Source organism: Sulfurovum zhangzhouensis (assembly GCF_030347965.1).
In the GTDB taxonomy this organism is placed as follows: Bacteria; Campylobacterota; Campylobacteria; order Campylobacterales; family Sulfurovaceae; genus Sulfurovum; species Sulfurovum zhangzhouensis.
The window spans coordinates 172,526-190,480 of record NZ_JAQIBD010000001.1 but is presented as its reverse complement, the minus strand read 5'-3'; the positions used below and the strand labels follow the sequence as shown (position 1 = coordinate 190,480).

The 17,955-nt window shown below is 39.5% G+C and carries 18 protein-coding genes; 11 read left to right on the top strand and 7 right to left on the bottom strand.

The window, feature by feature from the left end; all coding sequences use genetic code 11:
• Positions 1–69: 69 nt before the first annotated feature.
• Positions 70–2,643, top strand: coding sequence for a bifunctional aconitate hydratase 2/2-methylisocitrate dehydratase (locus tag PGH07_RS01005; protein WP_289412029.1), 2,574 nt, complete (start codon positions 70–72; stop codon positions 2,641–2,643).
• A 144-nt stretch (positions 2,644–2,787) separates the two neighbouring features.
• Here the strand turns inward: PGH07_RS01005 and PGH07_RS01000 are convergent, their stop codons facing one another.
• On the bottom strand, positions 2,788–3,168 hold the full coding sequence (locus tag PGH07_RS01000; protein ID WP_289412028.1) for a YbgC/FadM family acyl-CoA thioesterase: 381 nt from the start codon (positions 3,166–3,168) through the stop codon (positions 2,788–2,790).
• A gap of 171 nt (positions 3,169–3,339) precedes the next feature.
• On the opposite strand from PGH07_RS01000, the gene PGH07_RS00995 reads away from it, so the two are divergent.
• From PGH07_RS00995 to PGH07_RS00970, 6 genes are all read left to right on the top strand, one after another.
• Positions 3,340–3,759: an ATP-dependent zinc protease family protein gene (locus PGH07_RS00995; RefSeq protein ID WP_289412027.1), complete on the top strand. Its 420-nt coding sequence runs from the start codon at positions 3,340–3,342 to the stop codon at positions 3,757–3,759.
• A gap of 96 nt (positions 3,760–3,855) precedes the next feature.
• A complete protein-coding gene (gene rimK, locus PGH07_RS00990) occupies positions 3,856–4,788 on the top strand; it encodes a 30S ribosomal protein S6--L-glutamate ligase (RefSeq protein WP_289412026.1) in 933 nt (310 codons plus the stop codon).
• The gene (locus PGH07_RS00985; protein ID WP_289412025.1) at positions 4,789–5,838 is read left to right on the top strand and encodes a succinylglutamate desuccinylase/aspartoacylase family protein; all 1,050 of its coding nucleotides are present in this window, start codon (positions 4,789–4,791) and stop codon (positions 5,836–5,838) included.
• Entirely contained in the window at positions 5,839–6,879 is a 1,041-nt protein-coding gene (locus PGH07_RS00980) for a peptidase M42 (RefSeq protein WP_289412024.1), read from the top strand.
• 130 nt (positions 6,880–7,009) lie between these two features.
• Positions 7,010–7,789 (top strand): TOBE domain-containing protein, encoded by a 780-nt coding sequence (locus PGH07_RS00975; RefSeq protein ID WP_289412023.1) that lies wholly within the window; start codon positions 7,010–7,012, stop codon positions 7,787–7,789.
• A gap of 40 nt (positions 7,790–7,829) precedes the next feature.
• Positions 7,830–9,680, top strand: a complete 1,851-nt coding sequence (locus tag PGH07_RS00970) for a putative bifunctional diguanylate cyclase/phosphodiesterase (RefSeq protein WP_289412022.1) — start codon at positions 7,830–7,832, stop codon at positions 9,678–9,680.
• On the opposite strand, the gene PGH07_RS00965 is transcribed toward PGH07_RS00970, so the two are convergent.
• Together PGH07_RS00965 and PGH07_RS00960 are read right to left on the bottom strand one after the other, a co-directional pair.
• Positions 9,640–10,650: a lytic murein transglycosylase gene (locus PGH07_RS00965; protein ID WP_289412021.1), complete on the bottom strand. Its 1,011-nt coding sequence runs from the start codon at positions 10,648–10,650 to the stop codon at positions 9,640–9,642. The two genes, PGH07_RS00970 and PGH07_RS00965, sit on opposite strands and share 41 nt — an antisense overlap.
• Positions 10,650–11,579 (bottom strand): HpcH/HpaI aldolase/citrate lyase family protein, encoded by a 930-nt coding sequence (locus tag PGH07_RS00960; RefSeq protein WP_289412020.1) that lies wholly within the window; start codon positions 11,577–11,579, stop codon positions 10,650–10,652. The genes PGH07_RS00965 and PGH07_RS00960 overlap by 1 nt, the downstream gene beginning before the upstream one ends.
• A 67-nt stretch (positions 11,580–11,646) precedes the next feature.
• Here PGH07_RS00960 and PGH07_RS00955 point away from each other — a divergent pair, with 67 nt between their 5' ends.
• From PGH07_RS00955 to PGH07_RS00940, 4 genes are all read left to right on the top strand, one after another.
• A complete protein-coding gene (locus tag PGH07_RS00955; RefSeq protein WP_289412019.1) occupies positions 11,647–12,147 on the top strand; it encodes a YgjP-like metallopeptidase domain-containing protein in 501 nt (166 codons plus the stop codon).
• A gap of 43 nt (positions 12,148–12,190) precedes the next feature.
• A complete protein-coding gene (locus PGH07_RS00950) occupies positions 12,191–12,802 on the top strand; it encodes a hypothetical protein (protein WP_289412018.1) in 612 nt (203 codons plus the stop codon).
• A gap of 159 nt (positions 12,803–12,961) precedes the next feature.
• Entirely contained in the window at positions 12,962–13,909 is a 948-nt protein-coding gene (locus PGH07_RS00945) for a ribonuclease T2 family protein (protein ID WP_289412017.1), read from the top strand.
• A 7-nt stretch (positions 13,910–13,916) separates the two neighbouring features.
• A complete protein-coding gene (locus PGH07_RS00940; protein ID WP_289412016.1) occupies positions 13,917–15,197 on the top strand; it encodes an ATP-dependent DNA helicase in 1,281 nt (426 codons plus the stop codon).
• Positions 15,198–15,217: 20 nt separating this feature from the next.
• On the opposite strand, the gene PGH07_RS00935 is transcribed toward PGH07_RS00940, so the two are convergent.
• From PGH07_RS00935 to PGH07_RS00920, 4 genes are all read right to left on the bottom strand, one after another.
• Positions 15,218–15,919: a glycerophosphodiester phosphodiesterase gene (locus PGH07_RS00935; RefSeq protein WP_289412015.1), complete on the bottom strand. Its 702-nt coding sequence runs from the start codon at positions 15,917–15,919 to the stop codon at positions 15,218–15,220.
• A 139-nt stretch (positions 15,920–16,058) separates the two neighbouring features.
• Complete coding sequence (locus PGH07_RS00930) at positions 16,059–16,427, bottom strand: hypothetical protein (protein WP_289412014.1); 369 nt, start codon at positions 16,425–16,427, stop codon at positions 16,059–16,061.
• A 111-nt stretch (positions 16,428–16,538) separates the two neighbouring features.
• Entirely contained in the window at positions 16,539–17,165 is a 627-nt protein-coding gene (locus PGH07_RS00925; protein WP_289412013.1) for a class I SAM-dependent methyltransferase, read from the bottom strand.
• A gap of 72 nt (positions 17,166–17,237) precedes the next feature.
• Entirely contained in the window at positions 17,238–17,927 is a 690-nt protein-coding gene (locus PGH07_RS00920; RefSeq protein WP_289412012.1) for a diacylglycerol kinase family protein, read from the bottom strand.
• Between the last annotated feature and the right edge of the window lie 28 nt (positions 17,928–17,955).

The following is a 17,955-nucleotide window of genomic DNA, read 5'->3' as shown; positions in this document are numbered from 1 at the left end:
TTAGAACAATAACTTTATAAACACATATCGGTATAATCTTGATACAAAACCAAACTTAGGAGACCTAATATGGCCTTAATCGAAGAATATAAAGCACATACTGCTGAGCGTGCTGAGCTTGGTGTACCACCACTTCCTCTCACTGCTGAGCAAGTAGCTGAATTAGTAGAATTACTTAAAGTATCACCTATTGCTGACCAAGATTATGCAATGGATATGTTTGAAAATAAAGTTCCTGCTGGGGTTGATGATGCAGCATATGTAAAAGCTGCATTCCTAAACGATATCGTTCAAGATAACGCTAAATGTGATGCGATCGATGCAGTAAAAGCATGTCAGATCCTTGGAAAAATGCTTGGTGGATTTAACGTACAACCACTTGTAGAGGCATTGAAACTTGGCGGTGAAGTAGCTGATACAGCTGCTGAAGAGCTTAAAAATACTATTCTTGTATATAACTCTTTCAATGATGTAAAAGAGATGATGGATGCAGGTAATGCAAAAGCAAAAGAAGTGATTGAGTCTTGGGCAAATGCAGAGTGGTTTACAAATAAACCAGAGCTTGCTAAAGAGATCACTGTAACTGTATACAAAATCCCAGGTGAAACCAACACTGACGACCTTTCACCTGCTTCTGAAGCATTTACAAGAGCGGATATCCCACTTCACGCTAACTCAATGCTAGTAGCAAGAATGGAAAACCCGCTTGAGACAATGGCAGAGCTAAAAGCTAAAGGTCACCCGCTTGCATACGTTGGTGACGTTGTAGGTACAGGTTCGTCAAGAAAATCTGGTATCAACTCAGTACAATGGCACATGGGTGAAGACATCCCTGGTATTCCTAACAAAAGAACAGGTGGTGTTGTTATTGGTTCAATTATCGCTCCAATTTTCTTCAACACTGCAGAGGATTCAGGATGTCTTCCTATCCAGGCTCCAGTAGATGATCTAGAGACTGGTGATGTGATAACCGTAAAACCATTTGATGGTGTAATTGAGAAAAACGGTGCAGTAGTATCTGAGTTTGCACTTTCTCCAAACACACTACCAGATGAGATGAGAGCAGGTGGTCGTATCCCGTTGATCATTGGTAAAGGTTTGACTGCTAAAGCAAGAGAAGCACTCGGTATGGGAGCTTCAGATATGTTTATGGCACCAGATCAGCCTGCTGACAACGGTAAGGGATACACACTTGCACAAAAAATGGTAGGTAAGGCTTGTGGTCTTGCTGGTGTAAAACCAGGTGTATACTGTGAGCCGGTTGCTACAACTGTAGGTTCTCAAGATACAACAGGTCCAATGACAAGAGATGAGATCAAAGAGCTTGCTGCACTAAGTTTTGGTGCTGATATGGTAATGCAGTCATTCTGTCATACTGCAGCGTATCCAAAACCTGCAGACATCAAGCTTCAGCATACACTTCCAGACTTCTGGACTAGCAGAAAAGGTGTGATCCTTAGACCGGGTGACGGTGTTATCCACTCATGGCTAAACAGACTTTGTCTTCCGGATACTGTAGGTACAGGTGGTGATTCACATACAAGATTCCCTATCGGTATCTCATTCCCTGCTGGTTCTGGTCTTGTAGCATTTGCCGGTGTAACAGGTATGATGCCGCTAACTATGCCAGAGTCTGTTCTTGTAAGATTCAAAGGTGAAATGCAACCGGGTATCACACTACGTGACCTTGTAAATGCAATTCCTTACCAAGCGATCAAAGACGGTCTATTGACTGTTGAGAAAAAAGGTAAGAAAAATATCTTTGCCGGACGTGTACTTGAGATTGAAGGTCTTGAAACATTGAAGTGTGAGCAAGCATTTGAGCTTTCAGATGCATCTGCTGAGAGATCTGCTGCAGCTTGTACAGTAAAACTTGATAAAGAACCAATCATCGAGTACCTAAACTCTAACATCGCTCTTATAGAAGAGATGATCAAAGATGGTTACCAAGATGCTGCAACACTTCAAAGAAGAGCAGACAAGATGAGAGAGTGGTTGAAGAATCCAGAGCTTCTAGAAGCTGATGCAGATGCAGAATATGCAGCAGTTATCGAGATCGATCTTAATGAGATCACTGAGCCTATCTTAGCTTGTCCAAACGATCCGGATGACGTAGCTACACTTTCAGAAGTACTTGCTGATCCAAGCAGACCGACTGAGAGAATTGATGAAGTATTCGTTGGTTCTTGTATGACTAACATCGGTTTATTCAGAGCACTTGGTGAAGTCCTTAAAGGTGAGGGTGCTGTTAAGGCTAAGCTGTGGGTAGTACCACCGACCAAGATGGATGAGAAGACATTGACTGAAGAGGGTTACTATGCGATCTTCGGTGCAGCTGGTGCGAGAACTGAGGTTCCTGGATGTTCACTTTGTATGGGTAACCAAGCTAGAGTTGCAGACAATGCTATCGTATTCTCAACATCTACAAGAAACTTCGACAACAGACTTGGAAAAGGTGCGCAAGTTTATCTAGGGTCAGCGGAAGTTGCAGCAGTAGCAGCACTTCTAGGACGTCTTCCAAATAAAGAAGAGTATCTTGAGATCGTAAACAAAAAGATCACAGATGCAAACAAAGAGAGCGTATATAAATACCTTAACTTTGACCAAGTTTCTGCTGAAGAACTTGAAGCAATGGTGAAGTAATTCACCTTCTTTTGAGAGGCATCTATGCCTCTCATCTCTTTTCTACTTTTACTCAACAACAAATCTATCTAAATATTTCCGTCTAATTATTTATACGTAAAATGACTTAATACACTACTCTGTATTTAGAAGTTTATAACTAAATTATGATTTATTCAAATCCATCAAAATGTCTGCCAAGTGATCAGGGACACGACGCGGTTTGCCTTCTTCGACATACACAAGCAGTACTTCCATACTAAAGAGTATTTTATTTTCGTTGGTGATTTCTTGAAGTAGGGTCATGCTGCTGTTCTTAAAATTGAGGATTGATGTTTTAACTTCTAATACATCACCGAGAACGGCACTTCCAAGAAAATCTGCAGTGATCTTACGTACGACAAAACCGTACTTGTTCCCTTCTCCAGGCATTATTCCACGACTGAAAAAGTGTTCAGACCTCGCCCTTTCACAATACTTGATATAGTTTGTATGGTAAACAATTCCGCCTGCATCCGTATCTTCGTAGTAAATTCGAATTTTCATAGTATTCCATTCAATAATTTAAAAAAGTGTATCAAAAATAACTGTTACAAAGTTAATTTCACCACTATTTAAGTTACAAATCAGCCTAGAATACATCATGTTTTTATTTCATTCGATGGAGTTTTGATCAAAAATTGTGTTATTATAAAAAAAGAGTTAAGAAGGAAATAAATGAATAAGAAACAGGTAATCGGAAGTAAAGAGCTAATATCAATCATTGATCTGGAACTCTTTGATCTGGATGCTAAAGTAGATACAGGTGCGGATTCTAATGCATTACACTGTGATGATATAGAGATTGATGAGAATAATATGGTACATTTTACGTTACTGGATGAAGTACATCCTGCTTATCACGGTAAACGTATGCAACTGCCTCTTTATAAACTAAAAAAAGTCAGAAGTTCTAACGGAGAGTTGCAGTTACGCCCCTCAATTGAGGTAGAAGTAGATTTTTTCGGTCAAAAATATAAGTGTGTCATCTCTCTTACGAACCGTGCAGATATGAAGTATCCGATGCTTATTGGAAGGAAGTTCCTTTCAGGGAAATTTTTGGTAGATGTATCACAGGAATATTTGTCAAAAAAATAGCAAAAAAGTTACCGCAAAAGTCATACTTTTACTATAAAATTGCGGTTGAAAACAAAACGGTGATCTTTCGATCACAAATTTATTTTAGGAAGAATAATGAGAGTATATATACTTTCTCGCAATAAAAAACTTTACTCTACAAGAAGGTTGGTAGAAGCTGCCGAGCAAAGAGGATGGGATGTCAGAGTAATTGATTACCTTAAATGTTCTATTGAGATCATGAAGGGTGAACTTAAGATCAGTTATATGGGAGAAGAGTTACCTCTTCCTGATGCAATTATCCCTCGTATCGGTGCCAGTAGAACATTTTATGGGACTGCAATGGTCAGGCATTTTGAGATCATGGGATCGTTCAGCACTTCAGGAAATCTTGCGATAGCAAGAAGCCGTGATAAACTTAGAAGTCTACAGGTACTTTCTAAAAAAGGTGTAGATATGCCAAAAACGATCTTCGCTTCAAATAAATCGAGTGCAAAAGATGTTATTGCACTAAGCGGTGGTGCCCCGTTGGTTCTAAAAATCCTTGAGGGAACACAAGGTGTAGGTGTCGTACTGGTAGATAGTGAAAAAGCTGCTAAGTCTGTACTTGATGCATTTTACGGGATGGAAGTGAACCTTTTGGTCCAAGAGTATATAGAAGAAGCCGGCGGTGCAGATATCAGAGCACTTGTCGTAAACGGTAAAGTAGTGGGTGCTATGAAACGTCAAGGTGCTGAGGGTGACTTCAGATCAAATCTTCACCAAGGTGGAAGTGCTACAGCGCACAAGCTTACAAGAAAAGAGAGAGCGACTGCCATTGCAGCAGCGAAAGCGATGGGCCTTGGTGTATGTGGTGTAGATATGATACCATCCGATCGCGGTCCGCTTGTTATGGAGGTAAACTCTTCTCCGGGATTAGAAGGTATCGAAAAATCGACAGGTATAGATATCGCAGGCAAGATCATGGATTATATCGCAGAAAACGCGACCGCACAAAGTGATACGGTAGGGAAGCGCAAACGCAGAAAGAAAGATACTATCGGAGCATAGATGCCAAAAACTGTCTTGACTATCGCAGGTACTCCAATACTCAGAGGTAAGGAGACCAAGCTGATGCTTGATCTTCCGAGGCTCTACAGTACGCCTACACAACTTCCTGTGCGAGTAATAAGCGGTAAAAAAAACGGTCCGATTATTTTCATAAGTGCTGCAATACATGGAGATGAGCTGAACGGTATCGAGATTATTCGGCGTTTTAGAAGGCTCAAGATCCTCAAAAGAGTACGAGGAACGATAATCCTTGTGCCTATCGTTAATATTTACGGCACAATGACACTCTCACGCTATCTGCCTGATAGAAGGGATTTGAACCGAAGCTTCCCTGGAAGTACCAAAGGTTCTTTGGCAAGTCGTATTGCACATACTTTCTTTCAGGAGATCGTCAGTAAGTGTGATTTAGGGATAGATCTGCATACAGCTTCTATTCACAAGTCAAACCTGCCACAGGTGAGGACTAATATCGATAATGATTATACCTTTACTTTGGCAAAGGCTTTTGAGGCACCGGTGATACTCCACTCTGAAACAAGGGATGGTTCACTTAGAGCCGTTGCACAAGATAATGATATACCGATCCTTCTTTATGAAGCAGGAGAGGCGTTGCGCTTTGATGAGAAGAGTATACGTATTGGTGTGAAGGGTATTATCAATGTGCTTAGAGAAAATGGAATGTTGCCAAAACAGATTAAGAAAGGACGTAAAAAGACCCCTGTCGTTACAAGATCAAGCAAGTGGATCAGGGCAACGCACAGTGGTATCATACGTACAATTAAAGCGCTTGGAGATACTGTGAAAAAAGATGGGGTCATTGCCTATATTGACGATCTGCTTGATGATAGTCATTATGAGGTATTGGCTCCATTTGACGGAGTCATAATAGGAAAATCAGAGATTCCTCTTGTACAAGAAGGGGATGCGATTTTTCATATTGCCAAGTTCAGTAATCTTGAAGCAGCAGAGAATAAAATAGGGCATTTTATTGAAAATGCAATAGAAGAAAGTGAATTTATTGAACTTAACAATGAGGAGATTATAGAGTAGATGGAACTCTTTTACGATATATTGAAGCAGTTGATCAGAGTCCCTTGTGTCGTGGGTGCTGAGCATCCTTTTTTTATGTTCTTGAAACGTGAACTTGAAGAGCTGGATCTAACTGTTGAGTATTATGATGGTGTATTGGTTGCAAAAGGTTCTAACCCTCAAAGCGGATATATCTCTGCTCATGCAGATAGACACGGACTGATATGTACCGGATACAATGAGTTTCAGTACGCAGCATTTATTGCTAAAAACCAGGCAGACCTTCTGGGAAATTCAAACTCCGAACAGCTGTTGAAAAACTTTGAAATGCGTTTTAAAGACCAAAAAGTTCAGGCATATAATCCTTGGTCAGGAGGATATCTGGGACTTGGTATGATCACTGATGCCTATCTATGCAGCCGAAGGCACAATATTATTTTCAAAATTGACGGATTGGACCATCTTTTTCCAGGTACGCCTATTGCATTTATGGATAAGTTGGAGATCACACCGGAAGGGTTGGTTTCTGCACAGTTGGATAATGTTATCTCTGTGGCTTTAATCCTTTACTTGTTTCATTTAGGGTTTCAGGGAACGGCTTTCTTTACTGCTTCAGAAGAGGCAGGCCGTAGCTGGAGATTTTTACTTGAGTATTTTAGAAGATTCAATATTGATACCAAGGAACTATTGGTATTGGATACCAGTCCATATAATCATGTCGACGATATCAATGGACTTGATATCGTACTGCGAAATAGAGATGAAAATGCAGTTTTCAGGTCACCGATGAAAAACAAGGTCAAAAAGATCGCACTGGAAAATAATATAAATTATCATTTTAAAGATGCGTATCTTAAAAACATCATGGCACAGGAGAATAAACAAGGCTCTTTAGGTGTGACCGAGCTTGGAAGACTGATCAATGCTTCCCATGGACAGATACAGGGTGCAACATTACAGTTTCCTACGATTGGATATCATACGGTAGAAGAGTCGACAACTCAAAAATCCATTAACAGCATGATCCAGGTCCTGAAGAATCTTTATATAGATAATGATTAAGTTTAATGCTAACTTCTTCTGATGTATACTGGGAGAGCAGGTGTCTCTCCGGTATATCAAGTGATGTTAAAATTATTGATATATAATATATGATACGTTTAATCGTGTTTTATGAGGACAAGGGAAAAATATGGAGCTTACTTCAAATCTTACGCTCGAGCTGTCTGATCAGCCCTTTTTACTTGAAAAAAGGATCGAGCTTCTAAAAGCAATCAAAAATTACGGTTCCATTTCCAAAGCTGCCAAAGCAGTACCGATGAGCTATAAAGCTGCATGGGATGCAGTTGATACGATGAATAACCTTTCTCATACTCCTATAGTATCCAGAGAGACCGGTGGTAAAGGCGGAGGTGGTACTACATTGACTGAGTATGGAGAAAACCTTCTTAGGACGTATACGGTGCTCAAGGAGGAGCAAAAACGTTTCTTGGAAAGGTTAAAACTCGTTACCGATGTAGATAAAGGTACACTCAAAACGATAGGAAGGCTCTCTATGCAGATTAGTGCAAGAAATCAACTCTCAGGCAGAATAGAAAAGATCGTAAAAGGAAAGGTCAATAGCCAGCTCTTTTTACAGTTGAAAAGCGGTAACACACTGATCTCTGTGATTACAAATGATGCTGTAGAGACTTTAGGGTTAAAGGAAGGTGATGATGTAACAGCGATCTTCAAATCGACCTCTGTACTATTGGGTACAGGTGAGATGTTGATCAGTGCTGAGAACCGTTTTGAAGGTATTGTTGAAACTGTACGTGAAGGTACTGTCAATGCAGAAGTCGTGATAAAGATCGGCGAGTTGGACAGGATTGTTGCAGTATTGACTAAAGACTCAGTAGAACAATTGGGGATAGAATCGGGATGTAAAGTCTTTACGTTGATTAAGTCTGCAGATATTATGATAGGAAAGTAATTGTGAATATAGTGATAAAGCCTTAGGGTAAACAGGTAATATGAAACAACAAAAATACTATACATTTTTTCAGCATCAGATCAGACTTTTGGTCTGGTTATCTTTAATACCTGGATTAGTGTATGTGTTTTTTGGATACCTGTTTGGAGTTTTTCACTCTTCATTGATATGGTATTCAGCAATGGTGTTTATCTCTCTTTATGGGATGCATCTGGACCGTCAATTTATACAAAAAAAGATGGATCAGGGTGAGCTGTCCGGATGGTATCGGCAAGTGATTGTATTTATGTATCTTATTTTTGGTACATGGACGGCGGCTTTTTTACTTTATTCTACAAAAACAGAACATAACCTTCATTATATAGCTATCTTTACACAGCTTGGTGCTGCAGTTGTCGCTTCAACCCTGTTGGTTTCTGATAAGAAGATGTTTGTACCGATTCTAGTGATCTTGATGGCACCTTTGATCATCTATTTTTCATTGATCGGTACATGGTACGGATATGTTCTTTCCGTCTTTTCAGTAATTTTTTTATGGGTATTGCTTTATGCATCTAACAATACCTATAAACTTCTGGAGACAAGCTATTATAAAGGGCAGTATGATTCACTCACGGGTCTTCATAACAGACGCTACTTTATTGAATATATGGAGTCTATGATAGAAAGGCTTAAAATTACAAAAAATAGTGCCTATGTTTTACTTATAGACTTGGATCATTTTAAAAATATCAATGACTCACTGGGACACGATGTAGGTGATCTTGTACTTAAAGAAGTAGCAAATCGTATTCGCCAGTTTTGTCGAGAAGCTCATGTTGTCTCTAGGTTAGGGGGAGATGAGTTTATTGTCGTAAGCAAGGATTATTTTGACGATAGTTCCTCTATCCTTGAGATTAAAGAATTTGCTGAAAAGCTGCTTGTTATACTTAAAGAACCATATATACTTGATAATCACCATCTTTATATCAGTGCAAGTATCGGGGTAAGTAAAATTGAAAATACAAAAATTGACGGTAAGAGTTTTTTGAAAGAGGCTGATATTGCGATGTATGAAGCAAAAGCACTCGGTAGAGACGGTGTTATTCTATTTAACAGGGCATTGGCAAATCGTGTAGAGCGAAAACTTTTGATAGAGCAAAGTCTTCATTTGGCGTTGAAAGAGAATAATCTGGAAATTTACTTCCAACCTCAGATGGATATGAACCAACAGCTTGTGGGGTGTGAAGTGCTTAGCCGTTGGGAAGATCCGGAATTTGGTGTAATATGTCCAAATGAATTTATTCCTATTGCAGAGAGTACAGGGGTGATTATCGAGCTTGGGGAATATATCCTGGATAGATCTTTAAAAACGTTTCAGGAGTGGTTGAGCAAAGGTGTTGAGATCAAACAGTTTTCGATCAATATTAGTGTCAGACAGCTTTTTTATATGGGATTTGTCAACAAAGTTGATCAGTTGATGCAAAAATACCTCGATGAGAAAGACAGACACAAAATAGTCTTTGAGATCACGGAGAGTGTTTTGGCTGAGGATATTACGAAGGTTACAAAAATACTTTCCGAACTTAAAGCGATCGGAATTTCACTTTCAATGGATGATTTTGGAACGGGTTACTCATCATTAAATTACCTTAGAACGTTGAATGTAGATGAATTGAAGATAGATAAGACCTTTATCGATCATTTTAACGATAGTGATACAGATCAAGTAATGGTTACAACGATTATCGCCATTGCTCAGAACTTTGGACTAAAAGTAGTGATCGAAGGAGTTGAAACACAAGAGCAGTTTGATCTTTTGGCTATCTATGACTGCTTTGCTTACCAGGGCTTCTATTTTTCCAAACCGCTTAGTCAAAAAGAGTTTGAAAAAAATTATCTGACCCTTTGACATGCTGAGCGATCTTATGGATGGCCATAGCATAGTTGGAGCTTGGGTTATATCTTACAAGGACTTTGAAATTAGGAGCTGCTAACCATAGTTCGTCAAAGTCTTTATCCGTGAGTTGGATCAGTTGTGCCTTTCTGAATGTGTAATGTGTTCTTGGTGTGATACTGAAATCTCTGAGTTTAGAAAGAGTATAAGAGGTTCTGTAACCTGTTTTAAGTCCTTTGTATCGCTTGCCTTTAAAATCCGCTCTGATGGCTACCTGTGCATCTTGTTTCCAACCATTGTTATGCATAAACCTTGCGATGATACCTATCCCATCTTCAACTGACCACGGATCTTTCCTTCTATCGCCGTTGTAGTCCATACCGTACTTACGGTAGATTGAAGGCATCTGTTGTACTACTCCCATCGCCCCTGCAAATGATCCCTTGAGGGTGTATGGATCAAATCCTTCTTCCCGACACATTAGAAAAAAGTGCTCAAGCTCACTTTTAAAAAACTTTTGCATACGGTTCTTTTGAAATGCCAAAGTTGCAAGTGAATCAAGTAGTCTGTAGTCTCCGCTATATTCTCCAAACTTACTCTCAACTCCTATAAATCCTACGATATACTCCGCATCGACATGATAGTCATGTTCAGCCTTTTTGAGTACCTTGGCATATTTTTCTTTGAACCTGACAGCTTTAGAAAGTGAATCTGCATCGAGAACATGGGCTTTGAAGCGCTGCCAGGTTCCAACAGTCGTATTTTTCTTGTATTTACCGGTGTATCTTGCCAGAGTATCTCTGTCAAGTTTGGCATGACCCAGTACACGTTTGAGATAGGTACTTTCAAAACCGTGTTTTTTGGCCATTTTTTGAATGAATTGCTGTGTCTGTTTATGAGATAGGAAGTCATAGGTAATAGGGGGCCTATCATCATTGGCAAGAAGGATAAAGGGAAGCAGTAAAGAGAAAATGATGCGTAGCACTATACTTCCCTTTGTTGTTCAAGTACCAAGAGAGCATCACGGTAAATAGGCTCGTCAATAAAACCATAAGTCTCATCCATAAAACCGTTTTCGCCATGAGCGGCATTGGATTCAAATACTTTTTTGATATGTTTAGCTCTTTTTAGGTCTGCTGGATCTATACCAAAGACCTCATTGGCGATATCAACCTGCTTGGGACCCATGCACGCTTTACTCTCAAATCCCATCATCTTCTCATGCTCACACCATGCTTTAAAGGTATTGGTGTCATTGTACTCTTGGAACATAAAAGAAATAGGATGGATACCGGCTGTTTTTGCATCAACAAGAAATTTACTTAGAATATAGTCTATGGTCGGGTTGCCAAGTTTGACAATAGATTGGGGAAGTCCAAGTGATGTAAGCAGATCAAGTATTCCGAGGTTAGCTACAGTTAACCGTTCATCAAAACGAAGACGGCTCAGGTTCTGGTAGGCTTCTTTGGTCTCCAAAGAGATATGCAGCTCCTTATCAGGCGAGAGAAGGGTAAGGGCACGTGCGATCTCCAACTCATTTTTCACTTTGGCAACACGTATCGCATCAAAGCCGAAATCATTGAGAAAAGCGATCTCCTCCTCGCCGCCTTCTCCCAGTGGATTGGTCCGTACAATAATAAAGCTATCTGATGCTTGCATATGTGAAACAAAGAGTGCGATGTTATAAAGTGCTTCCTTTTTACGGCTTGGGGCAATAGCATCCTCAAGATTGAGAGTGATCATATCTGCTTCAGTACAATCTATGCGGTTTAGATGTTTTAGTTTGAGCGGGTTGAGCATCATATTGGATCGGAAAGTACGAGAGGTATTCCTAGGTTTATAAGATGTACCGAAGTGTTTGGTATAGGCTTCCAGTGGAAGTTCGTCTAGAAAGTCTAAGCTCTCAAAGATCATAACAGTTTGCCTTTTTTGCCAATTGTACACTATGGTGAGTTAAGATAAACATAGGCTATAATCTTATATGCTAAAGTACATCAACGGATACAACACACAACTCAAAGCACAGGTACAAGAACTCATTGAACAAGATAAGCTTGGAGAGTACCTGCTTTCACGCTACCCGGATACCCATACATATACTACAGACAAGGCACTTTACGGGTTAGTGCAGGAGATGAAAAACACTACACTGAAAAATGCATCACCGCTTTCCAAAGTAGTGTATGATTCAAAGATCAGAGATATCAACAAAGCACTTGGAACACATACCTACATTACAAGAGTACAGGGTGCAAAGGTAAAGACTAAAAACGAGATACGTATTGCAAACCTCTTTAAAAAAACTCCTGAAGCATTTTTACGGATGATTGTTGCACATGAACTTGCACACCTGAAAGAAAAAGAGCACACAAAAAGTTTTTACAAGCTTTGTGTACATATCGAGCCGCATTATCATCAGCTTGAGTTTGATACGAGACTTTACCTTACCTATAAAGAACATTTTGGTGAACTTTACGAGTGATACCTGTGTTATGATATGTTGAGAGTAAATTTGGAGGCAAAAGATGAATAACAAGATCCAAGAGATCCTGAACCAGATAGAAGAGTTAGAAGGCAAACTGAAAGCAGAGATCGATGCACAGGAGAAGCATATATCCTATGAGATCAAAGAAGGATATGTGAAATTTGAAGAGAGTGTACTGAAAAAACAACGTGAGAATATGAAAGGGCTGTTCCGGTTTTTCGCTGAGATACCGGCATCTCATCTACTTACTTCACCTTTTGTCTACGGAATGATTATCCCTGCATTTTTACTTGATATTACACTCTTTTTCTATCAGAATGTGATCTTTCGTCTTTATGGTTTTAAGTTTGTAAAACGCAGTGAATTTATTGTTTTTGATAGGCAATATCTTAGATATCTCAACTTTATCGAGAAGCTTAACTGTCTCTACTGCTCCTATTTTAACGGGCTTATGCAGTATGCTGCAGATGTGGCAGCTAAGACCGAACTCTACTTCTGCCCTATCAAACATGCCAAAAAGACCCTTTATAGACATCGATACTACAAAGACTTTTTGATCTATGGGGATGGAGAAGACTATCAGAAGAGGCTAAAACTGATCAGGGAAAATATAGATAAGAGCGCTTCTGTAAATAGCAAATCAAATATCTGAAGTAAAATTGACTATTATAAGGCATAGTGTACTTGGGGAACACAGATTTTAGATAGGAACTTTTGTTTTATGGATATCCATTTGATGTGTCAGTATACATAAAAAAGTGTTATAGGCGTTTTAGAGTATAATACACAAAAATTAGGTACCGTGACCCCGATGTATAGATCCCTTTTATTGTTTTTTATTATTACTTACACACTTATTGGAAGATCTGAAGAATACCCTGTACAAAGCTGTCCTGCCTATAACAATCTCAAACATACCAAGAATACACATAATGTAATACTTGAGAGAGATAAGCCCTATACGATACTAAGAGAGCATAAAGGACAGTATCTTATCCTTGTGCAGGGTGAGAACCCTGCTCAACGATGGGTTGATGAAAGGTGTTTTGATCCGACACATGTGAGCAGTGAGGATACTTTCTCAACGTCGATTATGACAGATAAGGTGAAATCAGAGAATAATATCCTTGCTCTTTCATGGCACAATGCCTACTGTGAGACCAACCGTTACAAGAAAGAGTGTAAGCGCAGCCTGTTTTCATTGGGTAAAGGAAAATATAAAGAGAAACATTTTGTCTTGCACGGACTTTGGCCACAGCCTAAGTCACGTATCTACTGTGATGTGGATAGGGAATCTATACAACTCGATAAACACGGGCAATGGCAACATCTCCCTACTTTAGAGATGGATGAGGATGTCGCAGTAAGATTGCAAAAAGTCATGCCTGGTTTTGCATCCGGACTCCACAAGCATGAATGGATCAAGCACGGTACTTGTTATGGCTCGGATTCAGCTGAGTACTTTATGAATGCCGTAAATTACACTGAACAGCTCAATAACTCCAAAGTAGGCAGTTTCTTTACACAGCAGATAGGTAAATATGTATCACTCAAACAGGTAAGGTCACTTTTTGATCTTACATTTGGCCAAGGGACAGGACAAAGGGTTGAATTGCAATGTGAGAAGGGGATGATCACGGAAATTTGGCTGCACCTAGGAAAAGGCAGTAATGATCTCGGTACACTGCTTCAAAGAGGAAAGCAAAGTAGAAGCAAGTGCCAGGGTGGTATCGTAGATAGAGCAGGATATCAGAATTAGGATGGATATGGATAAAATAGATGTAATAGAAGCACTCAAACACTCCAATGTTTTTCTAACAGGTGGTGCAGGAGTAGGGAAAAGCTATATAACCAATGAGGTGATCACTCACTACAGAAAAGAGGGTAAACAAGTAGTCTCTCTAGGCTCTACTGGGGTAAGTGCAGTTAATATCGGCGGTTTTACGGTACATAGTTTTTTTGTCTTTGGGATTGCAAGTAATTTCCAAGAGCTTGAACAGCATGATAAACACAACAAAAAGAGACTGAGTGACCTTAAAAAAGTACTCAAGGCAACAGACTTGATCATCATTGATGAGATATCAATGGTGAGCTCCGATCTACTTGATATGATCGCCTATAGGCTCAACCGTTACGATTATCTGGGTAAAGTGATGTTCGTGGGAGATTTCTTCCAGCTGCCACCTGTACAGAAGCAACAGCGTACAGACGTTTTCGGTGAAAGGTTATATGCTTTTGAGAGCAGTGCATGGCAGAGTTTTGATCTGAGTGTGATCGAACTGACAGTTATGAAGCGTACACAAGATGCTGAGTTTACACATATTCTCTCAAAGGTGAGAAAAGGTATCTGTGATGATGAGGTGATCGCTTATATGGTGAAGCTATGGAACAATGAGCTGGAAGAAGAGAACCCTACCTATCTTTTCGGACGAAACCTTGAAGTAGAACAGACCAACCGTGCAAAGATCAATGAGCTTGAAAGTGAAGAGACGATACTCTTTGCCAATGTCGATATGCATGGGAAGGTGAATGAAAAGAGGCTTGTCTCGTGGAAGTCAATGCTCCCTATTTCAGAACATCTTACATTAAAAGAGGGTGCTCCTGTACTTTTTACAGTGAACAAATGGGGAAAATTTGTCAACGGTGAGCGTGGGATCCTTCACAAGATAGAAGATGACTATCTCATTGTAGAAAAAGATGAAGAATATGTCAGGGTAGAACGGCATGAGTTTGATCTGCTGGACATGGTCGTTAAGGATGACGGAACAGTCGAATCAATGTCACTAGCTACACTTTCACAGTTTCCTCTAAAGCTGGCTTATGCTGTGACGATCCACAAGTCTCAGGGGATGAGTATCGATAACCTGGTCTGTAATGTGGATAATATCTTTGCTCCAAGTCAATTCTATGTCGCTATATCACGTGCAGTTGATCCAAAACATCTTCGTATCGACTTTAACCGTGGTGATCTGACACAGTACCTTAGACGTGTGTTGCATGTAGATCAGAGGGTTGTGGAGTATTATGAAAATCTGCCGGTTCTGTAGTTAACGTTCCCTTGGGAATATTATTCGGTAAGAGCTTTGCGTAAGTAACCAGGGCGATTTGTCGTGATGGAGTTGACTCCCCATGTATTGAAAAGCCTTGCACTCTTTGCATCGTCGATGGTCCAGACGTGATATTCGTAACCTTCTTCTTTGACACGCTTGATGAAAGCTTCATCGATAAATTTTATGCTTGAACTGAATCCATCTGCTTTGATCTGCTTTAGCGTCGTAAGTACTGTTTCCAGTGAAGGGCTTGTCTTCCCTGATATATCCTTTTTGAATTGAGACAACCAAATTGCCTTGTATTGCGGCGTTTCGTTCTTTAATGCTTGAATGACCTCCTTATGAAAGCTTATCACTACGATCTGCTCTTTTGTGAGATCTGATCTTTCTATCTCTTCAAGTAAAGCCGGAATGATCTCTGTGCCGCACTTGATCTCAATATATATCATCTTTTGCTCTGGAATTGTCGATAAGACCTCTGAAATGGTTGGTATACCTACATCGAGCTTGCGCAGTTCAGCCAAGGTTGCATGACGGACAACCAGCTTCGTATCAGATACCCTTTTCGTATCGGCATCATGAATGCATACGATATGACCGTCCTTTGTCAAACGGAAATCACCCTCTATCGCATCTGCGTCCTGTTCCCATGCGAGTTTGAAGGCCGGTATTGTATTCTCAGGTGCGTCCATAGATGCACCTCGGTGTGCCACGATCATAGTCCACCTCCACATAGCTTGAGATAGTGCATAACATGTAATATATTAAATCAGTATAGCATTTATCTCTACTTTTGCGGATATTTAAAATGAACCTACAATAATATGCATATATCTTTGTTTAGTCGTATTTGGCTTTTTATGTAATTATTTTCTTAAGACTATCAACACTTTGAACTTTAAAGTATTGTGACAGTGCTTTACTTTGTTGTTCAATCTCTTCTTTCAAAAGACTATCTTCTTTAATGATAAATGTGATGGTTTTGCAAGGACTACTAATGACTTTAGGCATGAAATCCTCTAACAGCCATTGTGTGTCTTCAGGGTCACTTTCAAAACCGTTTGTTGTATCAGTGATCCATAGGGATGCAATGTGTTCGTTGATAAGTTTTAGCCCAAATTCAAGTGGTGTTCTATAGTTTTCGAAGCTACTGAATTTTTTCCATTTGCAAATTACTGCATTGTGATTTTCCAGATATTCAATCTTGCAAAATTCTGTTTCAAACACTTTGTGTCCTTTTCCTTAACATTTAAAATACTTATTCTTATATATGATTATCAGAGGAACAAAGTGTCCCTACTTCCCCTTATGAAGCAGGTTTAGTATATCAAAAGTCTCTTAGTTAATGAGTTTGTGTTTGATAATAAAGTATATATATTCCTGTTCATTGCCGCTAGGCATAATATGGGTACTGATTACTGTTTCGATGACTTCGAAATTTTGCGGTAATTCTGACTTGAATTTTTGCTCATCGTATTGCACAACATTCAAACCGCTGCAACTGTTTGGTCCATTGAGTGAAAAAGTACCGATGATGGCATGTCCATCAGATGATAAGTAATGCGCTAAATTATCCATATATGCCAGTCGGTCTTCTTTCTTAGTCAAAAAATGAAAAACAGCACGGTCATGCCAAATATTAAATTGATGCGAGAACTCAAGTTTAGCAGTGATGTCTTTCGCAAAGTATTGAGGAATATTTCCATTATCAACAAGGCGCGACTTGATACTGGACAAAGCTTCTTCTGATAGATCAAGTAGAGTAATATCATAAAAGCCTTGAAGAAGCAGGTTATCAACTAAAACTGAAGCCCCACACCCCACATCTATAATTGATTGTGCATGTTCAGCATTGATTTTGGATAAAAGTTCTAGTGAAATAGCAGGGTATTCCTGATACCAACCTACAAGTTTATGATCTTTTGTTTTATAGATATTATCCCAATGTTCTCTTATTTCTTGCATTAAGCTATACTCCTTTGATAAAAAAGTTCTGGATAAGTGATTACACTTTTAATATCTTCTATTTTCATGCTTTTACTTTATTACTATCTGAATATACCCAACTGGACGAATATATAAAGTATTTTCTTCTATCGTGACGACATCGCCATCCAGTTCAATGAGATTGTGATGGTTTTGCAGGTCTATGGTCATCTCTTTGACCTCTCCATAAAAGCTTCCAAATCTCTTGATAAAACGAAACGGTGTGAAGATGAAGAACTTTCTAGCGCTCATCAACATGAATGGTGTTAAAAGCAGATGAGCCGGAAGCAACAAGAGTACGGCAAGCAGATACTTTAAGGCACCGCGTTCGATCCATCCAAAACGCATCGTTTCAGATAGGATGATATGCTGAAGATCACCCATATTACCAGCCGAGAATAAAAAGAGCTCATCGTTGAGTTTGAAGAGATGATGTTTCTCTTTTTTGGGTGTTTCTCCTTTGGCAAGCAGTTCAAGTACCTCTTCTACCTTGGGGGTTTGATGTATCTTTGCAACCAGGTTGAATGAACCTGTAGGATTGAGAATGAAGGTTGGGATACGTTCCATGTCATGAAGCTGTTGGAGTGTACGTCTGATACGTCCGTCTCCACCGGTGATGATCACATAGTCATACTGCTCAATATCATGTTGTTTTGTGATCTGTGAGATATCGATAGAGGTGATATCCAGCCCAGTGTATGTAATCTCTTTACCTATAGAGAGTATTTTACAATTCGGCATTTAGTGCCTCGCTGTACTGAGTTTTAAC